The following is a 25120-nucleotide window of genomic DNA, read 5'->3' on the forward strand; positions in this document are numbered from 1 at the left end:
AAATGTCACCACCAAGCCTTATTGAGACACATCCAAATCTTTCCGACGCCGCCCCCGTGGCGCTGTCCTACGAGTTGTTCCCACCCCGTTCCCCGGCTGCGGCCGAGACACTGTGGACCACCATCCGTGAACTCGAGACCACCGAGCCGGACTATGTCTCCATCACCTACGGCGCCAGCGGGTCCAACCGGGACACCGCCGTCGAACTCATCAACCGGCTCCTGCTCGAAACCACGCTCCGGCCATTGGCCCACCTGACCTGTGTCGGCAACACGCCGCAGGAACTGGCGGGGATCATCGGCCAGCTGCTGGACACCGGGGTGCGCGGCATCCTTGCCCTCCGCGGCGACCTGCCGAAGGACGGCCAGGTCACCGACGGCTCGCTCCGCTATGCCCAGGACCTCATCGAGCTCATCCGCCGGGTTGAGCAGCGGCGTTCGGCACTGCTGTGTGCGGGAAAAATCGCCGTCGGCGTCGCGGCTTACCCTGCGCGGCATCCCGAATCGCCGAGCGAGGAGCACGACGTCGAGGTGCTGCTGGCCAAGCAGCGTTCCGGCGCCGACTTCGCCATCACGCAGGTGTTCTTCCACGCGGACCAGTACGCCGACCTCCTCACCAGGGCACGACGGGCCGGGGTCACCATCCCCATTATTCCCGGCGTGATGCCCCTGACCAGCCTCCGCCGGCTCAACCGCCTGGGTGAGCTGACCGGTGTGGAGCCCGCGCCGGAACTGATGGCCAAACTGGCTGCCGCCGACTCCGACCTGGAACGCCTGCACATCGGCGTCAACGCCACCGTCGACCTTTCGAACGCGGCCCTGGACGCCGGCGCACCCGGCATCCACATCTACACCTTCAATGAGCACCAGAGCGCGCTGGAGGTGCTGGACAAGCTCGCCCTCCCGCGGCACCACCGGTCCAGCGCCCGCCGGGACATCGCGTCCCCCCAGCTGGCCAGCTAAGCACTGTCCCGCCAGCTGCCCGTACTCATCACGCCAGCCCGACGTCAGGGCTGCCCAAAAACCTAGGAATCTTCCATGCCTGAACTGACTGCACCCAAAAACACCCCGTTCCCGTCCGCCTCACTCCTCGGCTACCCCCGCATCGGCCGCCGCCGCGAACTCAAGAAGGCCGTCGAGGCCTATTGGGCCGGCAGGATCGACGCTGCCGAACTCGATGCCGCCGCCAAGGACATCCAGCTGGCCACCGCCAGGCGCCTGCAGGAACTCGGCCTGACCGAAGCGGCCGCCGTGCCCGGCACGTTTTCCTACTATGACCAGGTCCTGGACACCACAGCCCACCTGGGCGCCGTACCGGCCCGGTTCGGAAAGCTCCTCAACGCTGACGGACAGCTGGACATCGACGGCTACTTCACCCTGGCCCGCGGCACCAACGAACAGCAGCCGCTGGAAATGACCAAGTGGTTCGACACCAACTACCACTACCTCGTCCCGGAGATCGGCCCGGAGACGGAATTCTCCCTGGCCTCCACCACCAAGGTCGACGAGTTCACCTTCGCCCTGGAAAACGGCATCGAGACCCGCCCCTACATCGTCGGCCCGGTCACCTACCTGCTGCTGTCCAAGGCTTCCGACGACGCCCCGGCCGGTTTCGCGCCGCTGTCCCGCCTCGAGGACATCCTGCCCGTCTACGTCCAGCTCCTCGAAAAGCTCGCCGCCGCCGGCGCCGGCTGGGTCCAGCTCGATGAGCCGGCCCTGGTTGTTGACCAGGACACCCCGGCAACGGACATCGAGGCCGCCGTTGCCCGGGCCTACGAGGTCCTGGCCGGTGCGGCCAACCGCCCGCAGATCCTCGTCTCCACGCCGTACGGGTCCCTCGACGCGCAGCTGGGCACCCTCGCCGCCACCAATATCGACGCCCTGCACATCGACGTCTTCAAGGGCGCCGTTCCCTCCGCTGCAGCACTGGCGGGGCTGGGCAACAAGACCCTCGTCGCCGGCGTCGTGGACGGCCACAACATCTGGCGCAATGACCTTGCAGCCTCCGCCGCCAAACTGGACCACCTGAAAGCTGCGGCCGGCAACCTCGCCGTCTCCACCTCCACCTCAACCCAGCACGTGCCGCACGACGTCGCCGAGGAGACCCAGCTGCCCGGGCAGCTCCGCAGCTGGCTGGCGTTCTCGGACCAGAAGGCCGTTGAGGTCAGGACCCTGGCGTCCTACCTGGCGGACCCTGCCTCCGCTAAGGCTGCCATCGACGAGGCAACCGCCGTGATCGCTTCCCGTGCCACGGCCGACGGCGTGCGCCGGGCCGACGTGCGCGCCCGCACCGAAGCCCTGACCGCCGCCGACTTCACCCGCTCCGAGTACGCGGTCCGTGAAGCCGCGCAGGAGGAAGCACTGCACCTGCCGCCGCTGCCCACCACCACCATCGGCTCCTTCCCGCAGACCTCTGGGATCCGCTCCGCCCGTGCCCGCAACACGAAGGGCGAGCTCAGCGACGAACAGTACGAGCAGCTCATGAAGGACGAGATCAAGCGCGTCGTGGACCTGCAGGAGGAGCTGGGCTACGACGTCCTGGTACACGGCGAGCCCGAGCGCAACGACATGGTCCAGTACTTCGCCGAGAACCTGGAAGGCTTCGACGTCACCGTCCACGGCTGGGTGCAGTCCTACGGCTCCCGCTGCACGCGTCCGTCCATCCTCTGGGGTGACGTGACCCGCAGCGCCCCCATCACGGTCAAGTGGGCCGAATACGCACAGTCGCTGACCGCCAAGCCGATGAAGGGCATGCTCACCGGTCCGGTCACCATCCTTGCCTGGTCCTTCGTCCGCGACGACCAGCCGCTGCGCGAGACCGCGAACCAGGTTGGCCTGGCCCTGCGTGACGAGATCGCCGACCTCGAAGCCGCCGGCATCAGGATCATCCAGGTGGACGAGCCCGCCCTGCGTGAACTGCTCCCGCTGCGCAAGGCAGACCACGCCGATTACCTGAAGTGGTCCGTGGACTCCTTCCGCCTGGCCACCGCCGGAGCCGCCGACGCCACCCAGATCCACACGCACCTCTGCTACTCGGAGTTCGGCGTGATCATCGACGCGATCGACGGCCTGGACGCCGACGTGACCTCGATCGAAGCGGCCCGGTCCCGCATGGAGGTCGTCCACGACCTCGAGTCCCACGGCTTCGGCCGCGGCGTCGGTCCGGGTGTCTACGACATCCACTCACCGCGTGTGCCCGGCGAAGCCGAGGTCACGGAACTGCTCGCCACCGCGGTGAAGCACGTTCCGTCCCGCCAGCTCTGGGTCAACCCGGACTGCGGCCTGAAGACCCGCGGCTACGCCGAGACGGAAGAGTCCCTGCGCAACCTGGTCAAGGCGACCGAGGCAGTCCGCGCGGGCCTGCTGGAAGCAGCGAAGTAAGCAGGCAGAGAAACGAAGGCCGGCTGGTCACCTCGGTGACCAGCCGGCGTCGTGCTTTAAAAGGCGGGTTCAGGACTCCCAGACGATCTCGTCGTCCACCACGCCGTCTTCATCCGCCGAAGCCACCAGCACCTCGTCCGTAAAGTGCTCGCCCAGGGTGAAGTCCATGACGAAGTAGCGCTCCGGCTGGCCAGGGTAGATGCCCACGTGGCCCAGCTTCAGCGCCTTCAGGAAGACCTCGTTGGTGAGCTGGCTGCGGTCCTGGACACCGAAGACCTTCTGCAGGTGCTCGTCCTTGAGGGCATTGCAGTGGAAGTGCAGGTACTCCTGGGGGCTGGTGCCTTCCTGTTCCAGTTCCTCGGCGATCATGTCGCGCACCTCGTCCACTAGTTCGGGCAGGAACCGCAGCCGGTAGTCCACTTTGCGGAGTGCGGCTTCATCGAAGTGGTCGTGGGCGGTGATGTTCAGGTCGAGTTCCAGCGGGTGGCCGCGCAGCTCGTGCTTGGCGGCGATGAAGTGATCCCGGCCGTGGTTGAGCTCGATCTCTCCAAAGTGCTGGCTCGCTACCTTGTTCATAGTCTCAACATAGACCCGAAGTGCAGACCATTCCAGCGTTCCGGCCTAATTCACCGCCGTGCGCATCCCGGCGAGTGTTTCTGCCAGCAGATCCACGAACAGCTGTACCCTGGCCGTCTTCCTGTCGTTGATCAGCAGGGCAAAGACGTTGCGTGCCAACCGGATTTCCGGCACGTCCAGCACCACGATTCCCTGCGGTTTGTTCCGCAGTGCCAGTTCCGGGACAAGGGCGGCACCCAGGCCCGCGGCGGCCATCTCCAGGCTCGCGTGGAAATCGTCGCTGTGCGCCACCACCCGCGGATGCAGGTTGCAGCCGGCGAAGAGCCGTTCGATGACCATCGCGTCGCTGGTGCCGGGGTGGTGCATGATCCACGGCATCTCCGAGAGGTGGTCCGCGGCCACCTTCGCATCGGCGCGGAAGCCCCAGCCCGCGGGCAGCACCACCCGGAAGTCGTCGTCGCCGATCCATTGCCGGTTGATGGTGTTGGGCCAGGCGAACCCGGTCTGTCCCACCTGGAACACGACGGCCAGGTCCAGGTCACCGCCCGTGCGCAGGCCCTGGATGGTCTGGCCGGGCTCGGCCACGGACACCCGCAGGTCGATGCCCAGGTTCTTCCACGCGGGGTTCTTCAAAATGCGGGGCAGGACGTAGGTGGCCAGGCTGGGAAAGATCCCCAGCCGCAGTTCCTGGCTTTCGGTGTCCTTCGCCCTGGACGCGGCGGCCATCAGCGCCTCGATGTCCGTGAGCACTTTGGCGGCATGGCGGGTCATGACGACGGCGGCTTCCGTGGGGACCACGCTGCGCGCCGAACGCTGGAAGAGGGTTACGCCCGTCTCCCGTTCCAGCGCCGTCATCTGTTGGGAAACAGCGGAGGCCGTATAACCAAGCGTCGCGGCCGCCGCCGCGAACGTTCCCAGCCGTGTCACTTCCAGCAGGGTTTTCAGATGCACCGGATTCACCACCAGCCCACAGTACTCCGCCGCCTTCCGGCGAAGAAGCTGCAACCCGCACCCATCCGGTGGCCACCGTGTGCCGAATTGCCCTCTGTATAACCATCACTGGCAAATGTTCAGCAGAGGAGCATCAGTTGTCATCCAATCCAGCAGCAAGTGCAGGAGGACGCCGGCGCATCGCCGTGATCGGCAGCGGCGTGGCAGGACTAACGGCGGCCTACGTGCTCAACCGGGAGGACGACGTCACCCTTTTCGAAGCCGATTCCCGGCTGGGCGGCCATGCCCACACGCACGACATGCCGCAGCCTGACGGGACTGTCCTCGGCGTCGACACCGGGTTTATCGTGCACAACGAGCGCACGTACCCCACCCTGCTGCGGCTGTTTGCCGAGCTCGGCGTGGAGACCCAGGACTCCGAGATGAGCATGTCCATCCGCTGCGACGGCTGCGGGCTGGAGTACGCCGGTGCACGAGGGGGCGCCCGCGGGATCATCGCCCGGCCGTCCAGCCTGCTGCGTGGCCGCTACCTGCTGATGCTGCTGGAAGTCACCCGTTTCTACCGCAAGGCGCGCGAACTGCTCAAGGCGGCGCCGCCGTCGGCCATCAGCACTGAGGTGGAGGTCCCGGAACTGACGCTTGGCGAGTTTCTGGAACGGGAAAAATTCAGCCCGTACTTCATCTCCCACTTCATGACCCCCGTGGTGAGTGCGGTCTGGTCCTGCGATCCCACCACCGCCCTGGCCTATCCGGCCCGGTACCTTTTCACGTTCCTCGGCCACCACGGCCTGCTGGGTATCAAGGGCTCTCCCCAGTGGCGAACAGTCACCGGCGGCTCGGCCCGGTACGTGGAGAAGCTCGCCGCAACGCTGAACGACGTCCGGCTCAACGCTTCCGTTACCGCCATCCGGCGGCTTCCCGAAGGAGTGGAGCTGGCAACCGCGGACGGGCTGGAACACTTTGACGCCGTCGTGATTGCCACCCATCCCGCCCAGGCACTCGGGTTCCTGGCCGACGCGACGCCCGGAGAGAAGGAAGCGCTCGGCGGGATGCCGTACTCGGTGAACCACACGGTGTTCCACCAGGACCCGGCTGTCCTGCCCGCAGCGGACAACGCCAAGGCCTCGTGGAACTACCGGCTGCCATCCTGCGACGCCCGCCCGGACAAGGTCCTGGTCAGCTACGACCTGACCCGGCTGCAACGGCTGGTGCCCGGCGACGGCCGGCGCTATTTGGTGAGCCTGGGGGAGTCGGAGCTGATCTCCGATGACGCTGTCCTCGAACGAATGGTGTACGAGCACCCGCAGTACACCCCGGAATCACTGAAGGCCCAGCAGGCCATCACCGCCCTCAGCGACGGCCGGATCGCGTACGCGGGGGCCTACCTGGGCTGGGGTTTCCATGAGGACGGCGCGCTCTCCGGTGTCCGGGCGGCCGAAAAGCTTGGACGCACCTGGCCGGCCGCCAGGCCGCAAGACCCGCAGCACAGCTCCGGCGACGGCGAACGGGAACTGTTGTCCGCAGGGGAGGCTGCATGAGCAGCGGGCGCACCATGTCCACCAGTGCAGCCATCTACCGCACCTCGATCGCCCACGTGCGGCACTCCCCGCTGAAGAACGCCTTCACCTACCGCAGCTACAGCTGGTTTGTCGACGTCGACCGCCTGCCGCGCCTGCCGCTCCCGCTCCGGCCCCTGGCGGTCTTCCGCGCCGCCGACCATCTCGGCGATCCGGACGCCAGCATCCGGTCCAACGTGGAGCGATACCTGCGAACCCAGGGCATCGAGCCCGACGGCGGTCCCATCCACATGCTGGCCAGCGCACGGGTGTTCGGCTACGTCTTCAACCCGCTGACCCTGTTCTGGTGCTACCGCTCCAGCGGCGAGCTCCAGTGTGTGGTGGCCGAGGTCCACAACACCTACGGCGAGCGGCACTGCTACCTGCTGCAGACGGACCCCGCGGGGCGCGCCTCCGTTCCGAAAGCGTTCTACGTGTCGCCCTTCAACGACGTCGACGGGCACTACCGGATGAAGCTGCCCGCCCCCGGCGAACGGCTCGCCGTCTCGATCGTCCTGGAACGTGTTGGGCACCGGCCGTTCGTCGCCACCATGGATGGCACGCGCCGGCCGGCCACGGTCCGCAACATCCTGGCTGCGGCATGCGCCGTGCCGGCCGCGCCACTGCTGGTATCCGCCCTGATCAGGGTGCAGGGCGTTAAACTCTGGGCACGGCGCCTGCCCGTCGTCGCAAGACCACACCACCCTTCACAGGAGGCAGTTCAATGACAATGACGGACGACAACGGAACCACGACGGCGGCCGCCTCCGGGAGCGTCCCGTACACAGTGCCGCGCCCTCCCGCGGTCATCGATGCTGCGGTCTGGCCGGGCATCGCAGCGCTTCCGGCCGGATTCAGGGCCGACGTTGCGGCGCGCATTGCCGCCGGCATCTTCAAGGCCGCGGTCCGCCATCTTCCGCTGGAGGTAAGGTACCCCGACGGCGAGGTCCTGGGATCCGCGCCCGCCGGCGCGCCCGTTATGACCATCCACCGGCCCGGTGACTTCGCCCGCCGCCTCGGCGACGGGGGCCTGATCGGATTCGGCGAGTCCTATATGGCAGGCGACTGGGACGCGGACAACCTCACCGCTTTCCTTGAAGTCTTTGCTGCCCGGGCCGGGACCCTGGTCCCGGAGCCGCTGCAGAAACTGCGCGCCCTGTTCCTGCCGCGCCAGCCACGCAGCGAACGCAATTCCCTGGAGAACACGCGTTCCAACATCTCCAGGCACTACGACCTCTCCAACGAACTGTTCGCCACGTTCCTCGACCCCACCATGTCGTACTCCAGCGCACTGTTCCCGTCCGCGGAAGGTGCCGTCCGCAACTCCGACCGGGACGGCTTCGCCGCCGCCCAGCAGGCGAAGATCGACCGCCTGCTGGACAAGGCCGCCGTCGGGCCCGGAACCCGGCTCCTGGAGATCGGCACCGGCTGGGGCGAGCTGGCCCTGCGCGCCGCCGCCCGCGGCGCCACCGTCTATTCGGTGACGCTGTCCAGCGAACAGCAGGAACTCGCCCGGAAACGGGTCGCCGAGGCCGGGTATACCGACGCCGTCACGATCGAGCTCAAGGACTACCGCGCCGTTGAAGGCGAGTACGACGCAGTGGTCTCGGTCGAAATGATCGAAGCCGTGGGCTACCAGTACTGGGCCACCTATTTCCAGACCATCGAACGGCTCCTGGCGCCGGGCGGCAAGGTGGCCATCCAGGCCATCACCATCGCCCACGACCGCCTCCTGGCCACCCGCACCGGATACACCTGGGTGCACAAGTACATCTTCCCGGGCGGGGTGATCCCCTCGGTGCGGGCCATCGAGGAAGTCACCGAGCAACAGACCGGGCTGCAGGTGCGCGAACGGCTGGCCTTCGGGGAGCATTACGCCGAGACCCTGCGGCTGTGGGAGGAGCGCTTCATGGAGAGGCAGGAAGAGGTTTCGGAGCTGGGCTTCGATGCAGTCTTCCAGCGCATGTGGCTGTTCTACCTCTGCTACTCCAGGGCAGGTTTCGCGTCCGGCTACCTGGATGTCCAGCAGATCGTGCTGGACCGGAAGAGAAGCGCACCCGGGCGCGGGGCCGCGCTGTGACGGCCGCCCTGGCGGAGACCATCGCCGATGCCCTCCGGCCCGTGGTCGGCGGGGACCTGCCCGTCCGCCTGAAGGTCTGGGACGGCTCCGAGGCAGGACCCGCCGACGCTCCCGTGGTCCGGCTCAACAGCCCCGACGCCATCCGGCGCCTCCTGTGGGCCCCGGGGGAACTGGGCGCAGCCCAGGCGTACGTTACCGGTGAGCTGGACATCGACGGCGACCTCAATTCGGCCCTGCAGCAGCTGTGGGAGGTGGTGCGCCGGCGCCGCCTGTCCGGGATCCGGCCCACCCCCGCGGTAATCGCCGGCATCGGAAGGATCGCCCGGGCCGCCGGCGCACTGGGCACCCCGCCCGCGCCGCCGGCCACGCAGGCCAAAGTCTCCGGACGCCTGCACAGCCTGATCCGCGACCGTGCGGCGATCAGCCACCACTATGACCTCAGCAACGATTTCTACGGATTGATCCTGGACCCGCAGATGGCCTACTCCAGCGGCTACTGGACCGAGGCTCCGGGGCCTGGATACGGCGTCGAGGATGCCCAGCGCGACAAGCTGGACCTGGTGTGCCGGAAGATCGGCCTCACACCCGGCATGCGGATGCTGGATGTCGGCTGCGGCTGGGGTTCCCTGAGCCTGCACGCCGCACGGCACTACGGCGCCACAGTTGTGGGTGTCACGCTGTCCGCGGAACAGAAGGCCTTCATTGACGGCCGGATCAGGGAGCACGGACTGGAGGACCGGGTGGAGATCCGGGTGCAGGATTACCGCGAGATCCCGGACGGACCCTTCGACGCCGTCGCCTCCCTGGAAATGGGGGAGCATGTGGGGCAGAAAAACTACCCCATCTATGCCAGGGCGCTGTTCGACAACCTGGTGCCGGGCGGCAGAGTCCTGGTCCAGCAAATGTCGCGCCGCGGCCGGCACCCCGGCGGCGGCCCCTTCATCGAGTCCTTCATCGCCCCGGACATGCACATGCGTCCCGTGGGGGAGACACTGGACTTCCTGGAAGGCGCAGGCCTTGAGGTGGAGGGCGTCGAGGGAATGCGCAGGCACTACGTGCACACCCTGGAAGCCTGGTACGCCACGTTCGAGGAAAACCAGGAACGCGCCGAGGCCATGATGGGTCCGGAAGTCGTCCGGGTGTGGCGGCTGTACCTGGTGGGTGCCCTCCGGAGCTTTGCCGAGGGGCGGATGGGGGTGGAGCAGATCCTCTGCAGCAGGCCCGCCCCGCTCTAGCGGGCCCTGCCGCCTTGGCATCTTCGCCCGGGCGTGCGTTTAGTCACCCATGGGGGTTCCGGAGGTCACTCCGGGGCCCCTTTTTGGTGCCTGCGGGGCGCCCAGGCCGAGGCGCGACACGCCGTCTTTTCCGCGACACGCTGGCCGTTAAATGTGGCTAAGTACTCCACAGGATGTGGATTCCGTCCGCAAAAACGCCGGGATTCCGGACATTTTGAAGGCTACTCCCTGTGGATTAAAGGTGCATTAAATGACATACTTGTAATACATCATCTTGGGGTTCCGAAGAGGCGCCTGCACTACATGTAGTATCTACATACAGCTTGGACGGGGACACCGAACCAGCGAAGATTTCGACTAAGGGGACAGCGACAATGACCGTAACGGTTTACACGAAGCCTGCTTGTGTTCAGTGCAACGCCACCTACCGTGCTCTCGACAAAAAGGGCATCACCTACCAGAGCGTGGACATCTCCCAGGACGCCGAGGCCCTCGAGCGCCTGAAGGCACTTGGCTACATGCAGGCACCCGTTGTGGTCACGGACCAGGACCACTGGTCAGGCTTCCGCCCCGACAAGATCGAGGAACTTGCCCTCTCCGCTGTCACCTCCGTGGCCTAGGAGCCACATTTTTCCATCCGGCAACCGTCAACCAGCTGAGGTGACTCCCATGGCATCACCCACAGCGCAGCAGGACCACGTGGCTTCACTACAGGCGGCTTCACTGCACGCGGCTCAGCGCGTGGGTGTGTCACAGCCGGCCAGTCCGCAAAGTGACCCGGAACCGGTCCGAACCAGCAGCCGGCTCATCTACTTTTCCTCGGCATCCGAGAACACCAGCCGCTTCGTCTCGAAGCTGGGCCGCGAGGTGGCCCGGATCCCGCTCTATGCGAAGGACGCACCCCTTCTTGCCACCCGGCCGTTCGTGCTGGTGGTGCCGACGTATGGCGGCACCGGGGGAGAGGGATCCGTTCCCAAGCAGGTCATCCGGTTCCTGAACAACCCGCAGAACAGGGAGTTGCTCCGCGGGGTCATCGGGGCCGGCAACACGAATTTCGGGGACAACTACTGCCTGGCAGCGGACATCATCGCCGCCAAATGCCAGGTGCCCCACCTTTATCGATTTGAACTAATGGGCACGCCAGAAGACGTGGCCCGCGTAAACAAGGGATTGGACACGTTTTGGACACGACTGTCGCAGACACAGAAGTAACCAGGGCCCAGAAGCCCGAGATGCCGGCCGCCTTCAAGGGCCTTGGCTACCATGAGCTGAACGCCATGCTGAACCTGTACGGTCCCAACGGCGAGATCCAGTTCGGCGCCGACCGCGAGGCAGCCCACCAGTACTTCCTGCAGCACGTGAACAACAACACCGTGTTCTTCCACGACCTGGAGGAGAAGCTCGACTACCTGGTGAAGAACCAGTACTACGAGCGCGAGACGCTGGACCAGTACACGATGAACTTCATCCGTGACCTGTTCAACCGCGCCTACAAAAAGAAGTTCCGGTTCGAGACCTTCCTGGGCGCGTTCAAGTTCTACACCTCCTACACGCTGAAGACGTTTGACGGCAAGCGCTACCTGGAGCGCTACGAGGACCGCGTCTGCATGGTGGCCATGCACCTGGCCCGCGGCAACGAGGAGCTTGCCACCCACCTGGTGGACGAGATCATCGACGGCCGCTTCCAGCCGGCAACGCCCACGTTCCTCAACGCCGGAAAGGCCCAGCGCGGCGAACTCGTCTCGTGCTTCCTGCTCCGCATCGAAGACAACATGGAGTCGATCGCCCGCGGCATCAACTCCGCGCTGCAGCTCTCCAAGCGCGGCGGCGGTGTTGCCCTGTCGCTGACCAACATCCGCGAGCACGGCGCTCCGATCAAGCAGATCGAAAACCAGTCCTCCGGCGTCATCCCCGTGATGAAGCTCCTCGAAGACAGCTTCTCCTACGCCAACCAGCTCGGTGCCCGCCAGGGCGCCGGTGCCGTGTACCTGCACGCCCACCACCCGGACATCTACCGGTTCCTGGACACCAAGCGGGAGAACGCCGACGAGAAGATCCGCATCAAGACGCTCTCCCTGGGCGTCGTCATCCCGGACATCACGTTCGAGCTGGCCAAGAAGAACGAGGACATGTACCTCTTCTCGCCGTACGACGTCGAACGCGTCTATGGCATGCCGTTCTCTGACGTCTCGGTCACCGAGAAGTACTACGAGATGGTGGACGATTCCCGGATCAAGAAGACCAAGATCAGCGCCCGCGAGTTCTTCCAGACCCTCGCGGAGATCCAGTTCGAGTCCGGCTACCCGTACATCATGTTCGAGGACACCGTGAACCGGGCCAACCCGATTGCCGGCAAGATCACCATGAGCAACCTGTGCTCGGAGATCCTGCAGGTTTCCACGCCCTCGATCTACAACGAGGACCTCACCTACCAGACCGTTGGCAAGGACATCTCCTGCAACCTCGGGTCCATGAACATTGCCAAGACGATGGATTCGCCGAACTTCGGTGCTTCCATTGAGACGGCCATCCGCGCACTGAGCGCGGTGTCGGACATGTCCTACATCAACTCGGTGCCGTCCGTGGCCGAGGGCAATGCGAAGTCGCACGCCATCGGCCTGGGCCAGATGAACCTGCACGGCTACCTGGCCCGGGAGCGGGTCCACTACGGTTCCGAAGAGGGCCTGGACTTCACCAACATTTACTTCTACACCGTGCTGTTCCACGCCCTGCGTGCTTCGAACAGGCTCGCGATCGAAACCGGCCAGACGTTCGGCGGCTTCGAGAACTCGAAGTACGCGTCGGGGGAGTTCTTCGACAAGTACACCGAGCAGGAGTGGCTGCCCGAGACTGAGCGCGTCCGCGAGCTCTTTGCCGGCCACCACATTCCTACCCAGGATGACTGGCTCGAGCTGAAGGCCTCCGTCATGGAGCACGGCATCTACAACCAGAACCTGCAGGCCGTCCCGCCCACGGGCTCGATCTCCTACATCAACAACTCGACGTCCTCCATCCACCCGGTGGCGGCCAAGATCGAGATCCGCAAGGAAGGCAAGATCGGCCGCGTCTACTACCCGGCGCCGTACCTCACCAACGACAACCTGGACTACTACCAGGACGCGTACGAGATCGGCTACGAGAAGATCATCGACACCTACGCCGCTGCCACCCAGCACGTGGACCAGGGCCTGTCCCTGACGCTGTTCTTCAAGGACACCGCCACCACCCGCGACATCAACAAGGCCCAGATCTACGCATGGCGCAAGGGCATCAAGACCCTCTACTACATCCGCCTCCGCCAGCTCGCGCTGGAAGGGACCGAGGTTGAGGGTTGCGTCTCCTGCGCACTTTAATCTTCAACTAAATCTTGCCTGTACGACGGCGGGCGACCGCCCGCCGTCGTACGCTTTAACTTAGAGAACCACCCAACAATGAGGGGATGACATGACCGAAAAGGTCAAGCTTCTGAGCCACGTCGAGGCCATCAACTGGAACCGCATCCAGGACGACAAGGACGTGGAGGTCTGGAACCGCCTGGTCAACAACTTCTGGCTGCCGGAGAAGGTGCCGCTGTCCAACGACGTGCAGTCCTGGAACACGCTGACGCCTGCCGAGCAGCAGCTCACCATGCGCGTGTTCACCGGGCTGACCCTGCTGGACACCATCCAGGGTACCGTCGGGGCTGTCTCCCTGATCCCGGATGCGCTGACCCCGCACGAGGAAGCCGTCTACACGAACATCGCATTCATGGAGTCGGTCCATGCCAAGAGCTACTCCTCCATCTTCTCCACGCTGGCCTCCACCAAGGAGATCGACGAGGCGTTCCGCTGGTCCACCGAGAACGAGAACCTTCAGAAGAAGGCGCAGATCGTTATGGACTACTACCAGGGCGACGACCCCCTGAAGCGCAAGGTTGCATCCACGCTGCTGGAGAGCTTCCTGTTCTACTCGGGCTTCTACCTGCCCATGTACTGGTCTTCACGCGCCAAACTCACGAACACGGCCGACCTGATCCGCCTGATCATCCGCGACGAGGCAGTGCACGGCTACTACATCGGCTACAAGTTCCAGCGCGGACTGGAGACCGTGTCCGAGGAGCGCCGCCAGGAGATCAAGGACTACACGTTCGAGCTGCTCTTCGAGCTGTACGAGAACGAGGTCCAGTACACCCACGACCTGTACGACGGCGTGGGGCTGGCCGAGGACGTCAAGAAGTTCCTGCACTACAACGCCAACAAGGCGCTGATGAACCTGGGCTACGAGGCGATGTTCCCGGCGTCCGTCACCGACGTGAACCCGGCCATCCTTTCGGCGCTCTCCCCGAACGCGGACGAGAACCACGACTTCTTCTCGGGCTCCGGTTCGTCCTACGTGATCGGCAAGGCCGTCAACACCGAGGATGAGGACTGGGACTTCTAGTATTCCTGTAGATGGACAACCTATTTGGTCCTTTGGACAACCTAGTTGGTCCTCGGTTTCTAGTTGCCAAGATAGTCGGCATGTATGACAAGTTAGGTTGGCAATTGACGTGGCATCCGTGATAACTCACGGCGGCCAGGAAAGTCGCGGCTTATGCCAAAACCAGGATGTACAAGTTTCATTGGACCACCGGAGGGGGCGGAGTGGCAGAGTCCGTTTGGACCCATCCGAATAAGGAGTGGGAGGAGACATTGGACCTGGCCCGGCGTCTCGGGTGGTCCAGTGAGAAGGCGACAAGTCACGGTGGCTTGACCTTGATTTGCCCGGGCGCTGATCCGAACCACAAGATTCGGGTATTTTCGACCGGCAAGGGCGCGGAAGACGTAGCGCGTACATCCCGCAAGAAGGTCAAGCGGTGTGAACATGGTGACCTCAGCGGCCCTCTCGGTCGGGCAGAGACCGCGCTGGAGGACGCTGCGAGGCTCCTCAAGGCGGCCAGCGCTCTTCTGGACCGGGACGACGCAGAGCAGCACATGCTTGAAATCTTGGAGCTCGCCTCCGAGCAGCTTGCCGAGGCGGAGGCGGCCTTCGATGAGGCCAACCGGAGCTTCGACCATGCTAAAGATCTGGTTGGTGAGCTTTTGGGCGCCGATGGCGCCGACGTCGCCTCCTCCCAGCTGCTAGGAAGCGCAAGTTCTCAACTTCGGACAGCCGAGCTCACGCTCAGGGATCTGCCCCCAAAGGATGCAACAGTTGAGCGGCTGGGTGCCCGGCTGGGTGCGTTGAAGACACAACGTGACGCACTTCGAGTACGGATGAATCGTTACGGGACTGTACGCAAGGATGGCGGATAGTCGGTTGGCAGTTGCCAACTCCCTGTGCGATAGTTAGGGAAAGCTATAGATCTGGGGAGCGAAAATGGTTGAAGTAACTCTGCGCGTATCCGGTATCGATCTAGACTCTGAAGCCACTGAAAACGTCCTGGCCGAACAATTCCCCGACACGATCTGGGAAACGATTGATGGCATGATCACGGTGACTGCTTTCGTTGAGCGCAACGGTGCGGTCGCCGACATCATCGATGTCGCCCACCGCCTGGAAAAGCAGTTGAACGGTCTTAAAGTCGTGGGTGTGCACCGCGACTTGGTCGGTATATCGGACATCGCTCTACGCGCCGGCGTCAGCCGCGAAGGGGCGCGAAAGTGGACGATGGCCAAGGATTTTCCGGTGCCCTTTGACTACATCGGTGCCGGCTCGATGAAGATATGGGCGTGGACGGAAATTGCCGCCTGGCTCAAGTCTGCCCGCGCACTTGACTTGGAAGAAGATCTTCCAAGCCTTGAGCTGATGACCCAGATTGAGAATTGCTTGATGCGCAATCCTGATCACACAACTGTTGAATGGCATCAAGCCTCGATCAAGTTGCCTTCGGTTCAGCCGAAGTTCCAAACCGTTTTGCCAGCCGTCCGCGTTAGCGCGGGCGGCCGTGCCCAGAAGGCCGTAACAGCTGTTTACGACCTTGTGGGGGCGGCCGCCCATGTCTAGCAAATTGAATCGGAGATATTGTGACCTTGCTGCGGATCCACGCTGAGCCGGAGGACGCTGCCGTAAACCCCTCTGACGTAGCTGCCCTCGTAGCCGCGACCGAACCAGTGGAAGTCCGTCTGGATGAAGTCCATGCCGGGCCTGTCCAAAGCGCTGCCGCTGACATGACCGTGAGGCTAGTTCGCGGCGAGCCCGGCTTCGCCTACGATCCCGCAGCGGACGTCCTGTTGGTTCGACTGGAACACATCCTGAGCTGCTTTGCTGGCCAGGACGAAGACAACGCGACAACTATCCGGGCCAACCACATCGTGGCGTTCAATGTTCTTGGGGAGCTAAATGTCCATGCCGCAACAGTTTCGGCTTGGATTGAGACCAATGTCTATTTCATCGCTTACCCCTACATCCGTCAGTTCTTCACTCAAATGACTGCAGCACTCGGCCTGCCGCCGGTGGTTCTCGGTTATATGAAACGAGACGAGTGGCCTTTCGCGGACGCAACGTCAGAGACCGGAGCTCCTGCGGAAGAAGAACCTGTCAACGCGAACTAGCAGTTGCAGCCCTTAGCTCACATTGGGCAAACGACGAACGAAGCAGTCGCTCTGCGGCATGAGCCGCTCCGATCTAGAAACCCGGAGTGCGGTTGAACGTCGCTCGAGGTTGCAGCTCGCTCTCGATGCCCTGCCAGACCCGGGAACATCTGAGCTACTTAGAGGTGACAGCTACATGTGAGGGGGATGGAGCGCCCCCATTTCCACCCTGCACCTTCATTCCGTTCTGGCCGGAATTGGAGCACGGCCCAGCCTGTGTCAGGTCATCGGCGGCTCGCTACCGACGTGGGACATAAACCCTCGGCATCGCGAGACGTTCCGGCCGTACAGTGCGGGGCAGTTGGAGAATCGAGCCCCTAGTGTCACGACTGGGCCGCCTCTAAATCTCAGGGCGAGCAAAAGGAGGCGGATCCGGAACCACGACGGGAGCATAAAGGACCATCTGGTTTATCCATGTCATGGCGCGCACCTGCTGTGAGATTCCAAGATAGTTGGCCAAAGAGATTTCACACTTGTCTGCACTGGGCTCGACGCAGGAAGGCCCCGGCTCCTTTTGGAGCCGGGGCCTTCCTGCACTGTGGGAGACTCAGCCGACCTCGGCGGCTTCCTGCTGGGCTCGATCGCGGAGGCGTTGCTGGAGCCCGCCGCGGAGGAGGACGTGGACGAGCCCGCCGTTGTCGGCCATCTCGAGCAGGGCGTTGATGGCCTTCTGGTGGCCTTCGCCGGCGACGTAGACGATTTCCTTGATGGCCTCGTGCAGGGTGGGGGAGGCGGCGAAGGCGACGGGTCCGTTGGCGATGGCCTCGCGCTGGAGCTGTTCGTTGTTTTCGGCGTGGCGCATGACGGAGGAGATGACGTTGATCTGGTCCTCGTCGCTGATCCCGACGCCTTCGAAGAGCTTGTTGATGTGCTCGATGAGTTCCCCGAAGGTGCCCTTCTTCTTCTCCCGCACGACCCCGGACCCGGCGGCGGTGACGCCCTTGAGCCCGGGTCCGTCCCCGTCGGTGAGCTTAAGGTCCGCGGCTTCCTGCTTCTTCAGGGCGTAGTTGGGTGAGCACGGCCTGCTTCATGCGTTCCCTGAACACATCCGCGGCCGGCTTCAGGTGCGAGTACAGGCCGTTGTGGTTGCGCTGGGCCACCCACTTGGCGGCCACCAGGTCCACGTCCCTGTCGTTGTAGACGTCCACATGACGCGGAAGGGTGACTAGCGCTTCGGGTGGGGTTTCTCTGGCGTTGCGATTGCTCATGCAAAGTAAGTGCGCGATGCTTCGCAGACTTTGTCGCCGCGCCCTTTGCAGATGCAGCACATATGTTACGGTTACAGCAGTTAGCGGCAGTTATGGCAATGGAGGCGGCATGACCGGGCAGGAAGAAGACTCGATCGACGTGCTACGCCGCGCGCTCCGAGGGACTAGCGATCACGTACAAGTAACCCTTACGATCTCGCGCGGGAGTGCAGAGAATATTCTGCGACTCCTTGAATCGGAGCATGGATCGGGTGCCGTCGTCGTTCCCGTCAAGGAGCTATACACGACCACAGAAGCTTCGACCTTGCTCGGTGTCTCTCGCGCGACGCTCATGAAGCTCATCGAATCAGGCAGCATCGAAGCTGTGAAAGTTGGGACGCACCACCGCATCCCCGCCGAAGAATTGGTTGCATTCCAGCGTGCCCGTCAGGTGAGCCAGGAAAGGGCGGCAGAACTGCTCACCGAGTTCTCTTCTCGTTCGGCCGCCGGCTTCCACAGTAACGTTACGTTCCGCGCTAGCGGTCAAGGAGAGGAGTGAGGTGGCGAATCCACGGTCACTGGTGCCCGCGACAGGACATCTGCCAACACCACGCCCACCGATTGGTGAAACCCCGACTCGACGCTCTGCGGAACACCTCGTCGCATCCGTTCTTGCGCCTGAGGATTTCGTCGAGACCGGCCGCCGGCTCTTCATCGATACGAACGTTTTCATGGACACCGATACTGCACGCTCAGCGGGTCTGAAGATGCTCTTCGAGCATTGCAAGGATGTCGCCATCCGAAAGGGCAACGGCATCGTCGTCCCGTCCAAGGTGATCGATGAACTCTCCAAGCAGAGCAGCCTGGATGCCTCGCTGTTCACTGAGGAGCGCGCGGCCGCAGTGCGTCGTGCTGGCCAATGGCTCACGGCGCTGGAGTCCGCGGCAGCCCACGGACTCATTCGCAAGGACCTTGGTGACGGATCGAACCCTTATGCAGACGACCTATTCGTCGATCTCTTCACGCACTTCAGCGACCGGTACGACATGTGCCTGCTGACCAACGACATCACATTGCGGCTGCGCATCCGACTGCTCGCGGCCGAGGCGAAGCGTCAGCTTGTGGCAGGCACGGTAGATGTGAATGGTCGGATTGCAGTGGATACCGACCAGGACTTGTACGAACGTGGCGCTAGAAAGCTCGCGCGGATTACGCGGCACGTCGATGAGGGGCTTGCGAAGGCCAAAGACTATGCCGAAGTGGAGGCGCTGGCGCCTCTGCTGGACAAGTTCAAGCACACGTTTGGCGTCGCCGACATCGACGCGAGGCCTGGAGGCAGGCGCGACACCAGGGCGGCAACGAGGCCCGCTTCGCAACGAGCGGACGGAGCTTTCAAGCGTGTGACGACGCTCAAGCCGAAGGATCAGCTGCTTGGAGACGCCGTCATCCCCAAGTCGGGTGACCAGGTGATCGCAGTGTCACTGCATTCGCGTCATGCGCTCGTCTTGGGCGACTTGGTTGGCGAGGGCGGTGAGGGGTCGGTCTATGCCGTGCGAGATAATCCCAGTCAGGTTGTCAAGATCTTCGATAAGGACCATCGAACCGAACATCGCAAGGCAAAGCTCGAACTTCTTCTTTCGCACGAACTTGAAACGCAAGGCATTGGCTTTCCCTCGCACATCATCACAAATGGTGACGGTGACTTCGTTGGCTACGCCATGCCCCGAGCGACTGGGAAGGAGCTCCAGGCGACGATCATGCGTCCTGCTCGGTTCAAAAGGATGTATCCGACTTGGACCAAAGCAGACCTCGTAGATGTTTGCGTCTCATTCCTGGAAAAGGTTGCCTACCTGCATTCGCTGAACATCCTCCTCGGTGATATCAATCCGAAGAATCTCATGGTTGACGAGCATAAGAACGTTTGGATCATCGATGCGGACTCATGGCAAGTGGAAGGGTACCCCTGCCCCGTGGGAACCGCGATGTTCACGGCGTCCACGATCACGGGCGACTACGCTGACGCGCTGCGCACCGTCGAGGAGGAACGTTTTGCGATCGCAACGATGCTCTTCATGATTCTCATCACGGGTCAGTTCCCCTACGCGCGCGCCGGAGCTGATGGTGGCGACTTTGCACCCCTAATCAAGGAAGGAAAGTTCGCATTCCAGTTCCAGGGAGCGTCCGACCAGGACCAGCCCGAGGGGAACTGGAAGTTCATGTGGAGCCACCTCCCTTTTCAAATCAAACGCCTGTTCTGGCACACGTTCCAGCGCCAGGGCGGCTCGCGCTTCGATCGTCGCCCGACAGCGAACGAGTGGCTCGCGGCATTCCGCGAATACCGCGACTTCTTCGGTGGCAACGACGATTTCGACCCTATGTCGAACGATGTCTACCCTTTTCGATTCCGTGCATTCCGTCCTGACACACCCATCTGCGTCTGTCCGCAGTGTAAGCGGCCGAGCGCAATCGTCGGCAGGTGGGACGAAGAGAGCCAGTCCTACCACGCACCCAGCCTTTGCTACGACTGCAATCAGAGCAAATCTAGATGCGCCGACTGCGGCAAACCAAGGCCTGCTGACGTACTGAAGGACGGTCGTTGCTGGGACTGCAACCGCAAGCGCAACTACGCGACGTGCGAGAACTGCAACAGGGAAGTTGCCCAGACGTACCTGGTCGATGGTCGATGCTCAAACTGTCAAGCGGTTCCGTGCAAGGACTGCAAGACGTTGACAGCGAGGACCGGACTCTCTTACGGGCGCTGCGCTGCGTGCGTCAAGAAGGCAGCGGAACTCAACCCGGCGCGGCTTTGTGCCGAGTGTCACCAGCCCTTCATCACTTTCGATCACGAGCGGTGGTTCCGATCCAAAGGGCTCGATATTCCAAAGTCTCATCAGACCGCGACAAAGAAACCATGTCCACTGCGATCGACTGCTTCGCGCCCGCCGCGCACAGCCCCGGGTTCGTCGCCCTCCTCCGCTAACTCAGCCGCGCCGCCGAAGAAGAGCTTCTGGCAGCGCCTCGTCACGTGGCTGAGCTCCTGATCCACGATTAAGCGCGCACATCAAATGAAAGGTAATCCCATGGCACTCAACATCGGCGCCGACGACCTCGTCGAGAACCCGACTCCGCGCGTCCCCGTCGCGCTTTGCCTCGACACGAGCGGATCGATGATGGGAGACAACATCCGCGAGCTTGTCAAGGGCGTCAACCTGTTCTACGACGCGATTGACGAAGATGACGACGCCCACGACGCCGCCGAAGTGAGCATCGTCGAGTTCAACTCTGCTGTGAGCCTGATTCAGGACTTCGCTAGTATCGAGCGACTAAACCGAATCGATGCCATCGATGCGACGGGCGGCACGGCCCTCGGCGAGGGAGTCAACCTCGCCCTCGACACGCTCGAGAAGCGAAAGTCCACTTATTCCAACGCTGGTGTCCTGTACTACCAGCCCTGGCTCGTTCTGATGACCGACGGTAAGCCGAACGGACGTCCTGACGAACTCGAACGCGCAGTCCACCGCGTGACGGAACTTGTCGCCCAGAAGAAGCTCACAGTATTCCCGATCGGGATCGGGGCTGATGCCGACATGAATGTGCTGGCCCGATTCAGCCCGAACCGTCTGCCGCTTCGGCTCCAAGGCCTGAGCTTTAAGGAGTTCTTCGAGTGGCTGTCGAAGTCTGTTTCCCGTGTCTCCAGGTCCACCCCTGGAGACACAGTCAAGCTTGATCTTGAGGGCTTGGCTGGCTGGGCGGAGTTGTAAGTGTTCAATGAGTTCCATCATCAGGTGCGTGGCCGAGGGCACGAGCTTGACGGAACGCGCGGTCAGGATCGGACTCAGTACCTTTCACGCGGCGGTGTTCAAGCGATCTGTCTAGCTGACGGCGCTGGGTCCGCTTCGCATTCCGAATTTGGCGCGCAAGCGGTGGCAGACGAAGGATGCGCCGCGCTGGTCGAGCAGTTCGAACAGCTTGTCGCGCGCGTCGACGGCGGCCAGATCAAGATCGAGCTCCTAGAACGACTTCTCGCCAAGGTCAACATGCTCGCCGAACGACACGGTCGTGACGTTCAAGATTTTGCCTCGACCTTCCTCGGCGTTGCGGTTTCTGGCGACAAGTTTCTTGGTGCACATGTTGGCGACGGCGTAATTGGATACCTCAAGGACGGTGACCTGCGTGTCATCTCCGCTCCGGATAACAGCGAGTTCACCAATCAGACCACCTTCGTGACTTCTCACGGTGCCGCCGGGTCGATGCGACTCTTTCGGGGCTCGCTGCAGGGAGTGACCGGATTCATTCTCATGAGTGATGGCGCTGGGGACAGCCTCTTCAACGCTCGCACGCGTCAGCTGGCGGCGGCCTGCGAGAAGCTTATTGTGGCTGTCGGATCTGCGCCCGCCAGACTGAGTCAGAACTCAAAACACAAGAAGCAGTGGCGGAAGTTCATAGACATCAGAGTGCGCAACGCGACTAAGGATGACTGTTCCATCGGCGTCTTTGGTCGGTCGGTGGCGTCCTAACGCGAACGATCAGGGTCCGCGAAAACGTCACGAATCGTCGAGGGCATGGAGCCTGCCCACCATCCGTCTAGTAGTGTCGACCCAACTAAACCGGGGGCAGCCCCCCATCCGGGAGTCTCGGCAACGCAGCGTTATGAGCGTCCGTTTTCCGCCGGTTGAGTGCCGTGGTGAAGGACGGTCTTGTGCGGCTGGCGGGCGGGCAAGGCCCGAGCTTGAGCAGGAAAGGTCTTGTTGCCTCCCGCAACGAACGCCGCTACCCACTTCCGCTACCGGTCCCGCCTCAGCGGCGGGCGGGGCGGATCGTCGTGTGACGGCCAGGGCCTGCGGCGTGCGGGGGAAGGAGCTGAAGCCGAAGCGGACGGGCGGGTCCACCGGAGCGAGGGGCCCGAGGTCGGCCCCGTTCCAGCTCGCCGCGGCGCGCTCGACGCCACGGATGGAGCGCACGCCATAGTACTCCCGGCGTCCGCCTCCGGCGGAGCCGGCGGTGGCCACCCCGGGGAGCAGGATCCCCGCGGCGCGGTTCACGGCCGTCAGCCACACCGGGTGCACGGCGATCCGGCCGTGGTTGGCCAGGTGTTTGACCAGCTCGCTGAGCAGGGCATCAGCGAGCTCTACCCTGGCTTCGACGTCCTGACCATCCAGAATGGCTCAATCGATCGAATGATTGAATTGAAGTCGTCCGGAGTCGACGCACAAGTTCAAGCCATGAGTTGGAATGAGTGGAAGACGGCCGGGGGCGAATTAAGAAATCACTTCTGGCTCTACCTCGTTGGCAATCTTCGCGCCGACCTGGAGAATACCTCACCCTTCGTGAGAGCCGTGCAAGACCCATTCGGGACACTTGCATCATCAAAGTCGGAAGACGTCATACGCAAGCGCACTGTTCAGCTCCGGGTGCGCGAGTTTGCCGCTGCAGATCAACTCACACTGGAGTTGCGACATCAGAAAGACGCACCAAATTAGGACTACAGGTGAGCAGGATGGCAAAGTCAGCATCGTTGCCTCACCCCGAACTCCCGCAGCGAATTCCATTCACGGAGGGGCTCGCTCAAGTTTGCGTGCCCGACTTTCCTTGAACTTCAGGCTGTGCCTACAGCGCAAACTTCCAAATCAACTGACCCCATTTGCGTGTTTACAAGTACGTTTTCAAGCAGGAACAGGCTGTTCCTTCTTGAAAGTCTCTTCCACATAGACCTGCAACTCACATTTTTTCTTTTCGCTGCTGGACCCCGGTGGCAAAGTTAGCCCCCGAATGCCGCTGTTGCATTCGGGGGCCATTTTGTTGGGGGCGGCCACGGCCACTATTGAGGTAGCTGCATGTCCGGCGACGGATCGTCCTGCCACAGGTACGCTGAATCAATGACGTTGGGGGACTCGGCCTGGATGTCTGCAGCCGCGCGCCGGCGTGCTGGCACCATCGCCTGGGTCCTGCTCGTCCTCGCATCTATGGCCCTGATCGCGTACGGCATCTTCCGCGCCGGTTGGTCGGTCTGGCTGCCGGTCCCCTCCGAGATGGAACGGTCCAGGGTGGGCAACCTATACGTCTACGGTGGCTGCGCGCTGTCCCTTGCGGCCGCCGTGTGGTCGCATACCCGGGGCAACCCGGTGTGGGTGAGTGTCTGCGTAGGGCTGCCGGGGATCCTCTTGGCATGGGCGACAATGAACGACCCCTACCACCTGACGCGCCACCTGGCCGCGGTAGTGACGTTCCCGCTGGCGTTGGGCGGTGTTGCAGACGTTATCTGGGTGCGCGGGTACCGGAAGCGGCGCTAGCCCGATACATCGTCCGCCCCCTCGGCCCGGTCACGCAATTCCTTAGGGATTGTCCTTCCACAGCAGCGGTCCTAGCATGAATGCACCGTTTTCTCCCTGCACCCTGCAGGGACGGCTCTGAAGGTCGCGAGTGCCATGGCGAACAATCCTTTCAGGCATCGGAGGCACGATCAGGACGAACCTGAGCCCCCGGAGAAGGCGCACCACGCCCCACATTTGGGGGAGTGGCTGAAGCACGAGGACAAACGGATGGAAGACGCGTACAGCAGTATCTTCCTGCACCAACATGGGAGACCGCTCCCGCCCGAGCGCACCTGCATTCAGGGGTACGAGATCCTGCCTGGAGCGGATCACTGCTCGCACGGGCATCCCGTGGGATAAGGCGGCTCCCGCTCCCGGACTCTTCCCGGGCAACTGAGGGCTGCGGCAGGCGTGGGGCGCCGTGTTGACGCGGCGTGAACCTTGGCGCAGGGGCCTGGCTGGGGAACCCAGTCTCCATCCGCCCGAACCCATCAGGCGGTTCAGCTAAACCTCGTGTCCTTTCCAGGAGACAACAATGTTCAAGCGCATCCTCATCATTCTTGCTGCCGTTTTCACGGCGTTCTTCGTCATGAGCAGCCCTGCCCAGGCAGCACCACCAAACGGAAATCCGCACTTCATCAAGAACGCGACCAGTGCTTCGCTGTCCGGCTCCAACCTTGTCGTTTCGTTCAAGGAGACCGGGCTGCCTTCAGGGCAGACTGAGTTCGTCACTGCCTCGGCTGACTTCAGTGGGACCTACCAGTGCCTCACCAAGTCCGGGCACAACCCGTCTGACATCAAGAAGACGGTCACGGATGTTCCCGTTTACGCGTCCGGGTATTTCACGGCCGACAAGAACGGCAACATCGTCGGTTCGCTGACGTTGACTCCCCAGGATCCTGCTGCCGCTCTGGATTGCCCCTCAGGACAGACGGCAACCCTCACCGCATGGTCCTACACGGACGTTGTCGTCACTGATAACACCAGCGGCGCGACCCTGGCCATCCCGGGCACCTACAGCGGTGGAACCCGCGTAGTCCGCTAGCGGTAACAGGAGAAGTTATTCGAAAAGGTCCGGGCCTCACACCGGGCCTTTTCGTTGCTTATGTCGTCGGCACCCAAGATGGCTGTAAGTGCAAGGGGCATAGGTCTTGGGCCCCATGATGCCGGGCGCTGCGCAAGACAAGCACCCGAAAGCAGCCAAGAGTTGATCAAGAAGTTTGTACAGGCCCGTTCCGAGCTGGAACCCGACTGACCCGAAGAAGACGACCAGCGAGACGCCTGTCCAACGGC

The 25120-nt window shown here is 63.1% G+C and carries 24 protein-coding genes; 20 read left to right on the forward strand and 4 right to left on the reverse strand.

The window, feature by feature from the left end; translation table 11 throughout:
- Window positions 1-2 precede the first annotated feature (2 nt).
- Together K4G53_RS11620 and metE are read left to right on the forward strand one after the other, a co-directional pair.
- Window positions 3-962: a methylenetetrahydrofolate reductase gene (locus tag K4G53_RS11620; protein WP_221385859.1), complete on the forward strand. Its 960-nt coding sequence runs from the start codon at window positions 3-5 to the stop codon at window positions 960-962.
- Window positions 963-1037: 75 nt separating this feature from the next.
- The gene (gene metE / locus K4G53_RS11625) at window positions 1038-3380 is read left to right on the forward strand and encodes a 5-methyltetrahydropteroyltriglutamate--homocysteine S-methyltransferase (protein WP_221385860.1); all 2343 of its coding nucleotides are present in this window, start codon (window positions 1038-1040) and stop codon (window positions 3378-3380) included.
- Window positions 3381-3449: 69 nt separating this feature from the next.
- Here the strand turns inward: metE and K4G53_RS11630 are convergent, their stop codons facing one another.
- Window positions 3450-3956, reverse strand: coding sequence for a DUF2004 domain-containing protein (locus tag K4G53_RS11630; RefSeq protein WP_221385861.1), 507 nt, complete (start codon window positions 3954-3956; stop codon window positions 3450-3452).
- Window positions 3957-4001: 45 nt separating this feature from the next.
- Window positions 4002-4919, reverse strand: a complete 918-nt coding sequence (locus tag K4G53_RS11635) for a LysR family transcriptional regulator (protein WP_221385862.1) — start codon at window positions 4917-4919, stop codon at window positions 4002-4004.
- A gap of 125 nt (window positions 4920-5044) precedes the next feature.
- On the opposite strand from K4G53_RS11635, the gene K4G53_RS11640 reads away from it, so the two are divergent.
- The 11 genes from K4G53_RS11640 to K4G53_RS11690 all read left to right on the forward strand — a co-directional run bounded on the left by K4G53_RS11640 (window position 5045) and on the right by K4G53_RS11690 (window position 16290).
- Window positions 5045-6445, forward strand: coding sequence for an NAD(P)/FAD-dependent oxidoreductase (locus K4G53_RS11640; RefSeq protein ID WP_221385863.1), 1401 nt, complete (start codon window positions 5045-5047; stop codon window positions 6443-6445).
- Window positions 6446-6459: 14 nt separating this feature from the next.
- A complete protein-coding gene (locus tag K4G53_RS11645) occupies window positions 6460-7191 on the forward strand; it encodes a DUF1365 domain-containing protein (protein WP_221385952.1) in 732 nt (243 codons plus the stop codon).
- Entirely contained in the window at window positions 7188-8543 is a 1356-nt protein-coding gene (locus tag K4G53_RS11650) for a cyclopropane-fatty-acyl-phospholipid synthase family protein (protein ID WP_221385864.1), read from the forward strand. The genes K4G53_RS11645 and K4G53_RS11650 overlap by 4 nt, the downstream gene beginning before the upstream one ends.
- On the forward strand, window positions 8540-9778 hold the full coding sequence (locus K4G53_RS11655) for a cyclopropane-fatty-acyl-phospholipid synthase family protein (RefSeq protein ID WP_221385865.1): 1239 nt from the start codon (window positions 8540-8542) through the stop codon (window positions 9776-9778). Before K4G53_RS11650 ends, K4G53_RS11655 begins: the two co-directional genes overlap by 4 nt.
- Window positions 9779-10152: 374 nt before the next feature.
- The gene (gene nrdH, locus K4G53_RS11660; RefSeq protein WP_043451057.1) at window positions 10153-10398 is read left to right on the forward strand and encodes a glutaredoxin-like protein NrdH; all 246 of its coding nucleotides are present in this window, start codon (window positions 10153-10155) and stop codon (window positions 10396-10398) included.
- Between the two features lie 121 nt (window positions 10399-10519).
- Window positions 10520-10990 (forward strand): class Ib ribonucleoside-diphosphate reductase assembly flavoprotein NrdI, encoded by a 471-nt coding sequence (nrdI, locus tag K4G53_RS11665; RefSeq protein WP_221385953.1) that lies wholly within the window; start codon window positions 10520-10522, stop codon window positions 10988-10990.
- Window positions 10991-11010: 20 nt separating this feature from the next.
- A complete protein-coding gene (gene nrdE, locus K4G53_RS11670) occupies window positions 11011-13131 on the forward strand; it encodes a class 1b ribonucleoside-diphosphate reductase subunit alpha (protein WP_221385866.1) in 2121 nt (706 codons plus the stop codon).
- A gap of 91 nt (window positions 13132-13222) precedes the next feature.
- Window positions 13223-14197 carry a class 1b ribonucleoside-diphosphate reductase subunit beta gene (gene nrdF, locus K4G53_RS11675; RefSeq protein ID WP_043451063.1) on the forward strand — a complete coding sequence of 325 codons (975 nt, stop codon included), beginning with the start codon at window positions 13223-13225 and terminating at the stop codon, window positions 14195-14197.
- A 308-nt stretch (window positions 14198-14505) separates the two neighbouring features.
- Window positions 14506-15051 carry a hypothetical protein gene (locus tag K4G53_RS11680; RefSeq protein ID WP_221385867.1) on the forward strand — a complete coding sequence of 182 codons (546 nt, stop codon included), beginning with the start codon at window positions 14506-14508 and terminating at the stop codon, window positions 15049-15051.
- Between the two features lie 64 nt (window positions 15052-15115).
- Window positions 15116-15742 carry an AlpA family transcriptional regulator gene (locus K4G53_RS11685; protein ID WP_221385868.1) on the forward strand — a complete coding sequence of 209 codons (627 nt, stop codon included), beginning with the start codon at window positions 15116-15118 and terminating at the stop codon, window positions 15740-15742.
- 20 nt (window positions 15743-15762) lie between these two features.
- On the forward strand, window positions 15763-16290 hold the full coding sequence (locus tag K4G53_RS11690) for a hypothetical protein (protein ID WP_221385869.1): 528 nt from the start codon (window positions 15763-15765) through the stop codon (window positions 16288-16290).
- A 586-nt stretch (window positions 16291-16876) separates the two neighbouring features.
- Here the strand turns inward: K4G53_RS11690 and K4G53_RS11695 are convergent.
- Window positions 16877-17242 carry a hypothetical protein gene (locus K4G53_RS11695; RefSeq protein WP_221385870.1) on the reverse strand — a complete coding sequence of 122 codons (366 nt, stop codon included), beginning with the start codon at window positions 17240-17242 and terminating at the stop codon, window positions 16877-16879.
- Between the two features lie 58 nt (window positions 17243-17300).
- Window positions 17301-17537 carry a hypothetical protein gene (locus K4G53_RS11700; protein ID WP_221385871.1) on the reverse strand — a complete coding sequence of 79 codons (237 nt, stop codon included), beginning with the start codon at window positions 17535-17537 and terminating at the stop codon, window positions 17301-17303.
- Window positions 17538-17646: 109 nt separating this feature from the next.
- Between K4G53_RS11700 and K4G53_RS11705 the strand changes: the two genes are divergently transcribed.
- The 7 genes from K4G53_RS11705 to K4G53_RS11735 all read left to right on the forward strand — a co-directional run bounded on the left by K4G53_RS11705 (window position 17647) and on the right by K4G53_RS11735 (window position 24872).
- The gene (locus K4G53_RS11705) at window positions 17647-18075 is read left to right on the forward strand and encodes a helix-turn-helix domain-containing protein (RefSeq protein ID WP_221385872.1); all 429 of its coding nucleotides are present in this window, start codon (window positions 17647-17649) and stop codon (window positions 18073-18075) included.
- A gap of 1 nt (window position 18076) precedes the next feature.
- On the forward strand, window positions 18077-20557 hold the full coding sequence (locus tag K4G53_RS11710; RefSeq protein ID WP_221385873.1) for a PIN domain-containing protein: 2481 nt from the start codon (window positions 18077-18079) through the stop codon (window positions 20555-20557).
- A gap of 39 nt (window positions 20558-20596) precedes the next feature.
- Window positions 20597-21277, forward strand: a complete 681-nt coding sequence (locus K4G53_RS11715) for a VWA domain-containing protein (protein WP_221385874.1) — start codon at window positions 20597-20599, stop codon at window positions 21275-21277.
- Window positions 21278-22033 carry a PP2C family serine/threonine-protein phosphatase gene (locus K4G53_RS11720; RefSeq protein ID WP_221385875.1) on the forward strand — a complete coding sequence of 252 codons (756 nt, stop codon included), beginning with the start codon at window positions 21278-21280 and terminating at the stop codon, window positions 22031-22033. It begins immediately after the preceding gene.
- A 543-nt stretch (window positions 22034-22576) separates the two neighbouring features.
- Window positions 22577-22996, forward strand: coding sequence for a protein NO VEIN domain-containing protein (locus tag K4G53_RS21450; protein ID WP_221385876.1), 420 nt, complete (start codon window positions 22577-22579; stop codon window positions 22994-22996).
- 396 nt (window positions 22997-23392) lie between these two features.
- Window positions 23393-23806, forward strand: a complete 414-nt coding sequence (locus K4G53_RS11730) for a hypothetical protein (RefSeq protein ID WP_260323542.1) — start codon at window positions 23393-23395, stop codon at window positions 23804-23806.
- Window positions 23807-24362: 556 nt separating this feature from the next.
- Complete coding sequence (locus K4G53_RS11735; RefSeq protein WP_221385877.1) at window positions 24363-24872, forward strand: hypothetical protein; 510 nt, start codon at window positions 24363-24365, stop codon at window positions 24870-24872.
- The last annotated feature ends 248 nt before the right edge of the window (window positions 24873-25120 follow it).

Source organism: Arthrobacter sp. MAHUQ-56 (assembly GCF_019710585.1).
GTDB lineage: Bacteria > Actinomycetota > Actinomycetes > Actinomycetales > Micrococcaceae > Arthrobacter.